Source organism: Levilactobacillus brevis ATCC 14869 = DSM 20054 (assembly GCF_001433855.1).
GTDB lineage: Bacteria > Bacillota > Bacilli > Lactobacillales > Lactobacillaceae > Levilactobacillus > Levilactobacillus brevis.
The window spans coordinates 177,881-189,856 of record NZ_AZCP01000004.1; the positions used below are offsets into that span (position 1 = coordinate 177,881).

At 44.5% G+C, this 11,976-nt stretch carries 10 protein-coding genes; 7 read left to right on the top strand and 3 right to left on the bottom strand.

Going from position 1 to position 11,976, the window contains the following annotated elements; genetic code table 11:
* Positions 1 to 84: 84 nt before the first annotated feature.
* On the bottom strand, positions 85 to 2,307 hold the full coding sequence (locus tag FC61_RS08795; RefSeq protein ID WP_021740866.1) for a glycoside hydrolase family 3 C-terminal domain-containing protein: 2,223 nt from the start codon (positions 2,305 to 2,307) through the stop codon (positions 85 to 87).
* A 173-nt stretch (positions 2,308 to 2,480) separates the two neighbouring features.
* Complete coding sequence (locus FC61_RS08800) at positions 2,481 to 3,350, bottom strand: helix-turn-helix domain-containing protein (protein WP_021740865.1); 870 nt, start codon at positions 3,348 to 3,350, stop codon at positions 2,481 to 2,483.
* A gap of 129 nt (positions 3,351 to 3,479) precedes the next feature.
* Between FC61_RS08800 and FC61_RS08805 the strand changes: the two genes are divergently transcribed.
* From FC61_RS08805 to FC61_RS08815, 3 genes are read left to right on the top strand one after another with little or no spacing between them, the layout of a single operon-like run.
* Entirely contained in the window at positions 3,480 to 5,471 is a 1,992-nt protein-coding gene (locus FC61_RS08805; protein WP_035463982.1) for a beta-galactosidase, read from the top strand.
* Positions 5,472 to 5,484: 13 nt separating this feature from the next.
* The gene (locus tag FC61_RS08810; protein WP_021740863.1) at positions 5,485 to 6,753 is read left to right on the top strand and encodes an MFS transporter; all 1,269 of its coding nucleotides are present in this window, start codon (positions 5,485 to 5,487) and stop codon (positions 6,751 to 6,753) included.
* 45 nt (positions 6,754 to 6,798) lie between these two features.
* Positions 6,799 to 8,133, top strand: coding sequence for a glycoside hydrolase family 30 protein (locus FC61_RS08815; RefSeq protein ID WP_021740862.1), 1,335 nt, complete (start codon positions 6,799 to 6,801; stop codon positions 8,131 to 8,133).
* 47 nt (positions 8,134 to 8,180) lie between these two features.
* Here FC61_RS08815 and FC61_RS08820 read toward each other — a convergent pair whose 3' ends face one another.
* A complete protein-coding gene (locus FC61_RS08820; RefSeq protein ID WP_035463984.1) occupies positions 8,181 to 8,735 on the bottom strand; it encodes a cysteine hydrolase family protein in 555 nt (184 codons plus the stop codon).
* A gap of 167 nt (positions 8,736 to 8,902) precedes the next feature.
* On the opposite strand from FC61_RS08820, the gene FC61_RS08825 reads away from it, so the two are divergent.
* From FC61_RS08825 to FC61_RS08840, 4 genes are all read left to right on the top strand, one after another.
* Positions 8,903 to 9,220 carry a PadR family transcriptional regulator gene (locus FC61_RS08825; RefSeq protein WP_021740860.1) on the top strand — a complete coding sequence of 106 codons (318 nt, stop codon included), beginning with the start codon at positions 8,903 to 8,905 and terminating at the stop codon, positions 9,218 to 9,220.
* On the top strand, positions 9,213 to 9,851 hold the full coding sequence (locus tag FC61_RS08830) for a DUF1700 domain-containing protein (protein ID WP_021740859.1): 639 nt from the start codon (positions 9,213 to 9,215) through the stop codon (positions 9,849 to 9,851). Before FC61_RS08825 ends, FC61_RS08830 begins: the two co-directional genes overlap by 8 nt.
* Positions 9,848 to 10,822 carry a DUF4097 domain-containing protein gene (locus FC61_RS08835; RefSeq protein ID WP_021740858.1) on the top strand — a complete coding sequence of 325 codons (975 nt, stop codon included), beginning with the start codon at positions 9,848 to 9,850 and terminating at the stop codon, positions 10,820 to 10,822. The genes FC61_RS08830 and FC61_RS08835 overlap by 4 nt, the downstream gene beginning before the upstream one ends.
* A 154-nt stretch (positions 10,823 to 10,976) precedes the next feature.
* Positions 10,977 to 11,972, top strand: a complete 996-nt coding sequence (locus tag FC61_RS08840) for a tRNA dihydrouridine synthase (protein ID WP_035463980.1) — start codon at positions 10,977 to 10,979, stop codon at positions 11,970 to 11,972.
* The last annotated feature ends 4 nt before the right edge of the window (positions 11,973 to 11,976 follow it).

Sequence of the window (11,976 nt, forward strand, 5' to 3'; positions counted from 1 at the left end):
TTTAAGTTAAACAATGTTGAATGGGTAAACAAAAAAGCGGCAGCTAACGTGGTGAAGCACACGTTAACTGCCGTTTTTTTATGGTTATTGAATTTGATTAGCGAGGCGTAAAAATTCCGTGAGCTGACTCGCATCAATGCCGACCATGATGGCAGCTCGGAGTGGCATATTTTTCATGAGTTCACTGTTAGTGTCATCATTAGTCAGTTGATCAAGACTGGTTGCCATTTTTGTTTGTTCCAGAGCGGGACGCAGATCTGGTCGAGCCATGATGTCCCCAATGTAGGTATTAGCGGTAATGGGGGCCAAGTGTTTGGGATTCCAGGTAAGTGAGATATCTTGGCTGAGGTTTAGCTGACGAGATGATTGACCGACACTAATCGTATAGTTACCGTCATCCATTTGCCAGGAAGCGGTTCGGGCGTTGTACCAACTGAAATCACGTCGAGTCAGTATTCGAGTAATTGTTTTAGTTTCGCCAGAACGCAAAGCTGTTTTGACAAAGTCACGGAGTTCACGGCGCGGCACCTCTATGTGGCTGGCATGGTTAGCCACATAAATTTGAGAAATTTCTTGTCCGTCGACCGGACCATCATTAGTAAGTTGATAACGTAACGTCACCTGCTGATCTTGGACAGTAACCGTAAGATCATGATAGTTAAAATGGGTATAACTGAGACCAAAGCCAAATGGATAGCGTACAGCCCGTTGCTTCAAGTCGTAGTAGCGATATCCCACAAAAATATCTTCATGGTAATCTTCCGTTAACGGACTGGCATTAAAGGTTCCATAAGTCGGATTATCGGCTAACTTAAATGGAAAACTTTCCGCTAATTTTCCGCTGGGATTGACTGCACCAGTCAATACGTCCCAAGTGGCCTCACCAACAGCTTCTCCAGCCAAATAGGTTTCTAGGATAGCTGCGACGTCATCTGCCCAAGGCATTTCAATAGCTGAACCGTTTTGTAAAACAACAACGGTATGGTTGTTCACGGCAGCAACTTGGGAAATCAGGGTGTTTTGGTTTTCGGGTAAGGCCATGGTGGTCTTATCGAAGCCTTCTGATTCCAATGCTTCAGGGACGCCAGCAAAGATAACAACGGCGGGTGCTTTTTTAGCGGCCGCTACGGCTTGCGCCAATCGATTGGGGTCAGACTGCGTGGCGTTAACTTGATAAGCGGCTTGATAAGTTGTGTTGCCAGCAGCTTGAGCTACTGAGAGCGGTGTTGTAACCCGAAAAGCATTGACGTGGGAACTACCACCACCTTGGTACCGTGGCTTTTCCGCTAATTCACCTAGAATTGTGACATCTTGGAGATTATTTAATGGTAAGACTTGATGGTCATTTTTTAACAGAATAAAACTATTAGCCGCCAGTTGGCGAGCAAATTGATGTTGTTTTTCTTGGTCGTAAGCATGTGGCGTGCTATCCACATGCCACTCGTGAATCATTTTAAGAACACGTTTGACAGCAATATTGAGAGTGGCCTCGGTTAGGTCGCCGTGCTGTACGGCCTCGATAATTTCTGTTGTAGATTGAGGACCCTTTCCGGGCATTTCTAGATCAAGACCAGCTCGCAATGCCGCAATATGGTCGGCAACTGCGCCCCAATCGGACATGACAACGCCATCAAACCCCCACTCATCACGCAAGATTGTCGTTAATAGACGGAAGTTTTGTGAGTTTAGGGTGCCGTTAATCGCATTGTAAGAACACATGATGGTTGCAGGATGGGCTTTGGTCACAATCCGTTCAAAAGCAGCGAGATAAATTTCTCGCAGTGCTCGTTCACTCATATTTGAGGATGAGGTGAACCGCTGATTTTCACGGTTATTGGCGGCAAAGTGTTTAACACTAACGCCGACAGCTTGACTCTGGACGCCAGTTACGTATGCAGCACCCAGTTCACCAGCCACTAAGGGGTCTTCTGAAAAATACTCAAAGTTTCGACCGGCTAATGGGCTACGTTTGATATTAATACCTGGGCCTAATAAAATACTGACACCTTCGGCTTTAGCCGCGGTCCCCAGATGTTGCCCGAGGTGAGTTAAAGCACTGCGGTCAAAGGAACTAGCAGTCAGTGCTGAAGCTGGAAAGGTTACCGCTTTGACGCTTTGATTAAGACCCAAAGCATCCGCGCTACTGGCTTGCTTTCGCAAACCCGAAGGACCATCTGTCATCATAATTTTTTCCAAGTTTAGTCGTTCGACGCCAGCAGTAAACCAAAAATCTTTGCCGGAAACCAGACTGGCCTTTTCGGTCAAAGTCAGTTGATCAATAAAATCATTAGAAGGAATGGCTGTCATAGAGAGGCTCCTTTGTCATTTTATAAAAACGCTTACAAGAATCAGTGTATCAGGAATCCATAATAGCTGAAAGTACTGAATTGAACGAAAAATGACCCAAATCTGACTTACTGAGGATCCAATAGTGCAAATGACTTGTGAGCAAAACTGGAAGCATGATAGGCTGAAACTCCCTAATTTTTAGCGACAATTTGACGATAGGTTTTGGGCGACATAGCGGTCCAGCGCTTGAATTGGCGACTAAAATGTGAAGCATTTTGGTAGCCCAGTGTTTGGGCAATCTCACTGACACTAAATTGTGGCTTGAGTAGCATCTTTTTAGCCCATTTTAACTTAAGCGTCGATAAATACTGTTGGGGTGAAAAACCATAGGCCTCCTTGAATAGGCGGTTCCCATAGCCTTCACTGATACCAATAGAGGACATAAGATCAGCAATTGAAATCTGAATGGATGTTTCATCGATCGGATGAAGAATAGCCTCGTTAAGTGTTGATTTGAGGGTTTCCGCAATAATCTTAGCGTAGCGAGATTGATTAGCATTGGTGCTAGCGGTTTTTGTTGGAATCAAGCGATTGAAGGCCATAAGGATTTGTGACAGGTAAATTTGAATTTGCATTTTATCCTCGAAAGAATAGGTCGTGGTTGGTGAAACTAACTCAACCATTGCACCTAAAATTGGGCGAATTTCTCGGTTGATTGGATCCATTTTGGGAAAAAACACGGGGGAGTTTTGAATCAATTGCACAATGAAATTGGGCTCATCTAAATCAAAGTGAAAACAGAAATAAGTTAGTTGGTCAATAGCTTGTGCCGTGTGACGAAATCCAGGGGGAATCAGAACAAAATCCCCTTGATTTAAGTGATACTTTTCGTGCTCAATAGTGAGACATTCCTGACCATGCAAGATAAAAATTAATTCAAAGGCTTGGTGTTTATCTTGTGGAACGAACCAATCATTAGCGACCTGCTGATAATGACCGCCAAAAAAATTTAAATTCCAATCGAGAACTGGTAGGCGATGTGCATTTTTTAGGATATCCATAGTCAATTCCTTTCTCCCAAAGGTTTGATTTGGGTCTTTTTTAGCCGAACATAGCCATGTACAAGCATACACTAATCGGTAATAATTACCAGGTAAGCGTTTACAGAAACGATGAGTGAGGGACAAGTGATGAAAGATATTTTATATGGCACGGCCTATTATTACGAATATTTACCTGTTGATCGATTGGATAAGGATATCGAGATGATGAAAGCTGCTAACATCAATGTCGTTCGCATTGGTGAAAGTACATGGAGCACTTATGAGCCACAGGATGGTGTTTTTGATTTTTCACCTTTGGATAAAGTGCTTGATGCTATGCATACTGCCGGGATTCATGTAATTGTTGGTACCCCAACTTACGCTATTCCAACTTGGTTGGCCAAGACGTATCCAGAAGTTATGGTACAGGTTGATGGTCAGCGTAAACCGTATGGTGCTCGGCAAATTTTTGATATTACAAATCCAACATTTCTACGATATGCTGAACGAATCATTCGGAAAATGATGCAACATGTTGCACACTACCCTGCAGTCATTGGATTCCAAGTAGACAACGAAACCAAACACTATGGTACGTCAAGCGATAATGTTCAAAAAGGGTTTGTTCAGTTTTTAAAGCGTGAATTTAAAGGCGATTTAAAACAATTAAATCAGGAATTTGGACTGGATTATTGGAGTAACCGGATTAACGCATGGGAAGATTTTCCCTCAATGGACGGCACAATTAACGGAAGCCTACAAACGGCCTTTGAGACTTATCGGCAGAAACTAGTCACAGATTACTTATCTTGGCAGGTTTCTCTGGTTGATGACTATCGTCTCGCTGATCAATTTGTTACCCATAATTTTGATTTTGAATGGCGTGGTTATTCATATGGTATTCAACCAGAAGTCAATCATTTTGATGCTAGTGCCGCGTTGACTTATGCCGGAGGTGATATTTATCACCCGTCGCGTAAGCACTTGACGGGAACTGAACTCTCTTTTGCGGGTGATGAGTTGCGAACACTAAAGCATGATAATTATTTGGTAATGGAAACTCAGGCGCAAGCCTTTAAGCAGCAGGTTCCTTATCCAGGACAGTTGCGCCAATTGGCTTATAGCCATCTAGCTTCGGGGGCTAATATGGTGGAATACTGGCACTGGCATTCGATTCATAATTCGGCAGAGACTTACTGGAAGGGGATTCTCAGCCATGATTTTCAGCCGAATCCAATTTATGACGAGGTTAAACAAACCGGCACGGAATTGAAGCGTCTTTCAAGTCATTTGGTCAATTTAAAAATTAAGGCAAATGTTGCCTTCTTGGCTAGTAATCGTAGTTTTACAGCACTCAATGCCTTTCCATTTTCTGATAATCATAACTATAATGACCTCTTCCGATCGCTATATGATCAATTTTATCGATTGAATATTCGGACCGACATAACTGATGAGACTCATATTCGATTACAGGACTATCAATTAATTGTTGTGCCGGCTTTGTATAGTGTGAGCGATGCTTTCTTGGATAAACTCGATGACTACGTAAAACGTGGTGGACATGTGATCTATACGTTTAAGTCAGGTTTCACAAATGAACACGTCAAAGTACGCATGGATCAACAACCGGGCCGACTTACCCGCTCAACGGGGGTCCACTACAACCTATTTGTAGATCCAGATGGCACACAATTAGTTGGTCAGTCTCGAAGTTTGCGACAGATTGCAGATACGTCATTACAGGATTGGATGGAATTATTAATTCCTGATACAGCGGAGATTTTAGCAACGTACGATGATCCTAACTGGTCAAATTATGCAGCAATCACTAAAAATCATTACGGTCAAGGGTCGGTAATTTATCTAGGCTGTTATCCGTCTGCGGCGGTAATTTCTCAATTAGTGGCTGATTATACGCAAGAGTTAGGATTACGACGGTTCACTGCGGCTTTTCCAGTCATTATTAAGCAGGGAACGAATGACTTAGGTAAGACGGTGACCTACTACTTCAACTACTCAAGTGAAACACAACTCGTATCGAATCCAGTTCGCGGCACTAACTTGTTGAGCAATCAAGAAGTGGTCAACAAGTTAGTATTAAACCCGTGGGGTGTAGCGATTGTTGAGTCCGTATAAAAGGAGAAAAAACATGGATAATACAGCAAAAAATAGCGAGACAGTTGTATCGAAATTAACGATGAGTAAAGCTCACAAAGTTCGGTTTTCTATTAGCTTCTTTATCTTCGCGCTGTTATGGATGGGTGGTTTAGGAATTGTTTCTGCTGTTTTATTACCACAACATCTGAAGGATTTAGTGGGACCGACAGCTTCAACAGCCATTTTCGGTGTTCTTAATGCGGCAACAGCCATTGCATCATTACTATCTAATTTAGTTTTTGGAAATTTGTCCGATCGTACGCGGTCGCGATTAGGTCGACGGACGCCTTGGGTTATTGGTGGTGGACTTGTTGGCGGAATTTCCTTATTTGCAATTGGAATCTTGAATAACGCGTGGACGATTGGCGTGGCTTATTGTATTAGCATGGTTGGCTTAAATATGATGATCGCACCAGTTATTGCAACACTATCTGATCGTGTTTCAGACGATATGCGAGCAACGATGTCAGCATTTATGTCTGCTGGAACGACTTGTGGAACTTCCTTGGGAACTCTAATTGGCGCTTATTTTATCACCTTACAAATTCCTGGATTTGTGATTGCCGGTGTTTTAATGGGGGTTGCAGGCATTTGTACAGTCATTGTCTGGCCGACTGAACCATCTTCGAAAGATTTACCAGCTGTTGCGGGTGGTTTTAGTGAATTACTAGCATCATTTCGACCACCATTAAAGGGTGCCCGTGATTTTTGGTTAGCTTTTTTAGGCCGTACGCTGTTAATCTTTAGTTATTATATGATTCTGAATTATCAGTTATACATTTTGGAAAGCTACATTGGCCAAGGAAAAACTAGTGCAGCGGCCACCATTTCAGTGATGTCGGTTGTTACGATGATTGTGGGATTAGTTGGGTCTTTAGCCTCTGGTGCGATTTCTGATGCAATCGGTCGACGAAAGTTACCCGTTATTATTTCTGCTATTTTACTAGCGATTGGCTACCTGCTACCTTGGGTAATGCGTTCGGCAACCTCAATGATTTTATTTGCCGGTTTTGCCGGTTTGGGATATGCCGTTTATGGTGCGGTCGACCAGGCCTTGAATATTGATGTTTTACCGAATAAAGAAGAGGCTGGTAAAGACTTGGGAATCTTAAATATTGCGACAACCTTGGGACAAACGGTTGGACCCATTGTGACCAGTATCGTTGTTGTTATGGGTGGCTACAAGTTGGTTTTCCCAATCGCGATTGTCTTTGTCTTATTAGCATGTATCTTCATTCAGATGATCCGATCAACTAAATAATTTGGAAGATTGTAAGCGCTACAAATATATTGAGGAGGATAACAGATGACAACTTGGATTGAAAGTACGCCGGATGCGTATTTAACTGAGAAAACACCCACAACGATTACAGCAACCACCTCGCCAGATTTGCAATTGACAGGAGAACAGTTACAGAAATTGCGGGGATTTGGCGGTTGTTTTAATGAACTGGGGTACCTACCCCTCAGTAAGTTACCCGATGATCAGCAGCAAATGATTTATCGTGATTTATTTTCACCAGAAGGGCTGAACTTTACCTTTAATCGGACCCCAATTGGGGCGAATGATTTTGCAGAAACTTGGTACAGTTATGATGAAAGCGATGGGGATTATGCACTGGATGATTTCTCAGTAGCCCACGATGAACAGACGTTGATTCCCTATATTAGAAATGCCCAGCGTTATCAACCAAATTTGGAATTATTTGCCAGTCCGTGGACACCGCCGACTTGGATGAAGTTTCCTAAAGTCTATAACTTTGGACGAATTGTGATGACACCTGAGAATTTACAGGCGTATGCGGATTATTTCGTCAAGTACATTCGGGCTTATGAAAAAATAGGTATTCATATTCAACGTGTTTGCCCGCAAAATGAAGTATTTGCCGACCAGAAGTTTCCATCCTGTCGATGGCATAGTGAAGACTTACGTATCTTTATTCGAGATTATCTTGGCCCGACGTTCAAGCAAAATAACTTGGATACTGAAATATTTCTGGGGACGCTGAATGGTCCAGAGGACATGTCATTTGATGCATCCGGCATTAAAATGGATAACTATAATCGATACGTTGATAACATTTTATTTGATGACCAGGCCCGAAAATACATCACAGGAATTGGGTATCAATGGGCTGGGCAACATGCTATCGAACGGACGCATGCGTCGTGGCCAGAAATGGAGCTGATTCAGACTGAATCGGAATGTGGTTATGGTGAAAATACGTGGCAATATGCTGAATATATTTTCCATTTGGTCAACCATTACTTCACAGCAGGAGCAACAGCTTACACGTATTGGAATATGATTCTAGGTGATACCATTAGCACATGGGGATGGCACCAAAACTCGATGTTTTCAATTGATTCTAAGACACAAGCAGTCACCCGTAATCCTGAATATTATGTTATGCGGCACTATGCACATTATGTGAAGCCAGGGGCTCGCGTATTAGCGACAACGGGACATTTTAACTCAATGGGAAAGGCTTTTCGCAATCCGGATGGCCAAGTGGTCGTCGTTGTTCAGAATGCATTAAATCGCGAATTACCGTTTACCTTTGCCGATCCTGATCAACCGGATGAGGGAATTCAGGTAACACTAGCGCCGAACTCATTCAATACATTTGTACTCGATTAATTTGAAAAACCGTTGCCCTTCAACTGTGGGCAACGGTTTTTTAACGTCTAAATAATCTTAGCACCCAACACCGTTTCAAAATGGCGAAGGGCCCAAGTATGTCCAGTTGCATCAAAACTGGCAACGGCATTCTTTGGAACGACCAATTGATAACCCAAGTTGTAAGCATCGACAGCCGTATGTAGGACACAGATGTCGGTGCAGACGCCCGTTAAGACTAACGTATCGACATGGCGTTCGCGTAAGCGCAAATCAAGGTCAGTACCGGCGAAGGCACTGTAGCGGGTCTTAGCGAACTGCCAGACATTATCTGCCGACTGGTTTTGATTAAACCAGTCTTTGACCGGGCCATAGAGCTCATGCCCCCAGGTCCCCGCAACGTTATGCGTCGGAAATAAGCGACTTTCAGGATGATAAGGGTCATCGGGGGTATGGACATCGGTTGGGAGTAACACCCAGTCGCCAGCTTGCTGGGCTTGTTGGGCCAGCTCCGTAATGGTGGGGGCTAGCAACTGTCCCGGCTGACCACAGGTTAAGGCTCCCGAATCTGCAACAAAGTCATTAGTGTAGTCGATGATTAACAAAGCTTGATTAGTCATAATGGTCCTCACTTCCACGAGATTGATTACAGTATGTTGGCCGCTCAATAAATTGTCAATGAAAGTGGCTATTTATTTTTTTATAGATGCACATTGACAGATGATTTTTGTCGTCGTATATTATTAGTGAATCTATATTATACGTCGTATAGTATTGAGGAGGAAAATTAATGGCTATTCAAATTCCAACTGAACTATTAGACGGTTGCGTCTTGGGCCTGTTGACTCGGGGAGATTATTACGGTTATACGCTAACCCAAGAAGTGCGCCAGCAGATTCCAATTTCAGAGTCAACGTTGTATCCGGTCTTGCGACGGCTGAAAAAGAATGGCTGGTTAACAACCTACGATGAGCCTTTTCAGGGGCGTAACCGACGCTATTATCAGTTAACGGCATCGGGTCGTACGCGCTTAACCGAGATTCAAACGGACTGGGCAGCGTTTCAGCCAGCGATTACGACGTTATTAGGGGGAAACACACATGAATGATTACTTACAGGCGGTCCATCGCCTGATCGGCCAACTAACGACGGCGGAGCAACATGATGTTGTGGATTATTATCGAGAATACTTATTAGATGCTAACCTTGAGACTTACCAGCAAGCAGTTGATGAGTTGGGGACGCCGCGGTCATTAGCGCGCAAGATTTTGGCGGATTACTCGATCCGTTTATCAGAACAAGGAGGAGATCAGACTTCAGGACGAACACGTTCCTCGGTACAGGCAACTAAAGATAATGTTAAAACAGTTTGGTTAATTATTTTGGCACTATTATCGACGCCTATTACGATTCCCATTTTATTGGTAGTTGGTGCGCTATTTATTGCTTTTGCCGCTGTTTTATTTGGATTAGCGGTCGCGGCTTTAGCTGTTTTTGCTAGCATCGTGATTGTAGGTGTCGTAGCCACGATTGTGGGAATTGTGATGTTATTTCAGGCGCCTTGGACGGGGGTCTTTTATCTCGGTGTCGGCTGTCTGTCATTGGGCGCCAGTCTATTAGGTTGGTTAGTCATCAAGTGGTTGGGAATCAAATTGATTAGTGGCTTATCGTGGGCGGCCAAGGGGATTTATGACCGCTTTATTCCACGAAGTCGCGCGGAACGGGGGCGGAAACTATGAAGCGAAGTTTAATGGTCAGCGGAGGTCTTTTGATTCTTGGGGCGATCTTGTTAGGTTGTGGCTGGCAACATCGTGGTGATAAGCCGGTTGTGTGGAACCACCAAGATCGGCGATTTGAAGTGATTCAACAGAAAAAACAACGCCAGCGGTTAGACAGTTATCGACGCATTGTGATTGATACGACAGCGCCGGTTACGATTCGCCAAGGCGACACACGCCAGGTGACGCTACATAATTTCAGTAGTGCTAATAATCGGCTTCGCGCACGGGTCAGTCAGGGGACACTGACAGTTACCGGGGGTTCGACAACTATGAACTATGTTTTAGGCTTTGGAAGTGATGGTGGCGGAATTAACTTTAGTAGTAACGGTGATAAACGCGGTGTCGTTATCACGGTACCTAAAACACAGCGGTTAGATAGCATTGTTTCTAAGCGTGAGGGCGGAGAGCTATCTTTAAAAAAGATGACCGTCAAACAAATTTCCGTCAAGTCCACAGATGACGTCAGTTTTAATGATGTTCGCGTAACGAAGACCTTAGCCGTGGATACGACCGCTGGTGACATTAGTGGTAAACAGGTCAAAGCAGATCGCGTGGATTTAACTGCTGAGGAGGGGGACGTTAGCCTCACGCAGAGCCATTTTAAAGCAGTCAATAACCGTGTAATCAGTGGAGATGGCGATGTTCGCTTAGCCACAACCCAATTGGGCGGTGGTCACGTGGTCGCTAGTGACGGCGATATTCAGTTACACGATAATCGACTAATGGGGACTCTAAAGGCAACGGCGACTGATGGCGATATTTCAGCGCGAATTGCGCCAGCCGCGGGAGCTAAGGTGACGACCACGGATAGCGATGATGAAATTCATGTCGTGGGTCACTCGCGGTCTAGTGGTTACTGGTTGCGGCGCGCTGCCAGTGCGCAATACCGATTGTCCACGGATGATGGGGATATTACCGTGACACAATAAGTGGTGGTCAGACGAGTAGGGGAGAAACCAGTAAAAAGGCGGTGACTGCGGTTACGGCCTTTTTTGCTGGTTTCTAAGACCAAACGTGTTAAAATGTAGGAACTGCGTTAAACCGGATTAAACATCAAATTTAAGTTATAGAGGAGACTTTATCGTGCCTGATTCAACTTATTGGCAACAAATTGCTGACCACGCGCGGGCGGAAAACCGACCTTTTTTTAGTTTGGCGCCCATGGAGGCCGTTACCAACGCTATTTTTCGGCGGGTCGTCGCGAGAGCTGCGGCGCCGGATGTCTTTTTTACGGAGTTCACCAATGCCATTAGCATTACCCATCCCAAAGCCAAGTTTACCGTGGCTGGCCGGCTATACGTTGCCCCTGAAGAGGCCCACATGCCAGTCGCCCAATTGTGGGGGAATGATGGTGAAGCCTTTGCTCGGGCTGCGGAGGCGGTCAAGGACTTGGGGTATGAGGCCATTGATATCAATATGGGCTGTCCCGATTCGACGGTTATCAAAAATCATGGTGGTAGTGATCTAATCCGTAATTTCGATAGTGCAGCGGCGGTAATTGCGGGTGCTAAAACGGCCGGACTACCAGTCAGTGTCAAAACACGACTGGGGTACAGCCGATTGGATGAATGGCGTGACTGGTTAACTTTCTTGTTCCAACAAGATATTCCATTATTGACGATTCATTTGCGGACGAAAAAGGAAATGAGTCGGGTGCCGGCCCATTATGAAATGATTGATGACATCGTTAAGTTGCGGGATGAGATTGCGCCGGATACGTTACTTCAATTGAATGGGGATATCGAAAACTATACGGATGGTGTGGCACTAGCCCAGGCGCACCCCGGAGTTGATGGTATTATGATTGGGCGGGGGATTTTCACTAGCCCCTTTGCGTTTGAAGCGACACCACAAGAACATGACATTAAAGAACTGTTGGGTCTACTAAATTACCAATTGGATCTCTACGATGAGTTTGCCCAACGATTTGATACCTCGCGTTTTGCGTCATTGAAGCGGTTCTTCAAAATTTATGTGCGCAACCAGCGTAATGCGGCGAGCCTACGTAACGCTATGATGGAGACGCATACGACTGATGAAGTCCGTCAGTTGTTAGCCGACTCCGATCTGACGAAGTAATCAT

What these genes read in the sequence shown, in the direction of transcription:
- FC61_RS08795 (WP_021740866.1), bottom strand. Translation starts at nt 2,307, where the DNA reads ATGACAGCCATTCCTTCTAATGATTTTATTGATCAACTGACTTTGACC.
- FC61_RS08800 (WP_021740865.1), bottom strand. Translation starts at nt 3,350, where the DNA reads ATGGATATCCTAAAAAATGCACATCGCCTACCAGTTCTCGATTGGAAT.
- FC61_RS08810 (WP_021740863.1), top strand. Translation starts at nt 5,485, where the DNA reads ATGGATAATACAGCAAAAAATAGCGAGACAGTTGTATCGAAATTAACG.
- FC61_RS08835 (WP_021740858.1), top strand. Translation starts at nt 9,848, where the DNA reads ATGAAGCGAAGTTTAATGGTCAGCGGAGGTCTTTTGATTCTTGGGGCG.
- FC61_RS08825 (WP_021740860.1), top strand. Translation starts at nt 8,903, where the DNA reads ATGGCTATTCAAATTCCAACTGAACTATTAGACGGTTGCGTCTTGGGC.
- FC61_RS08805 (WP_035463982.1), top strand. Translation starts at nt 3,480, where the DNA reads ATGAAAGATATTTTATATGGCACGGCCTATTATTACGAATATTTACCT.
- FC61_RS08830 (WP_021740859.1), top strand. Translation starts at nt 9,213, where the DNA reads ATGAATGATTACTTACAGGCGGTCCATCGCCTGATCGGCCAACTAACG.
- FC61_RS08815 (WP_021740862.1), top strand. Translation starts at nt 6,799, where the DNA reads ATGACAACTTGGATTGAAAGTACGCCGGATGCGTATTTAACTGAGAAA.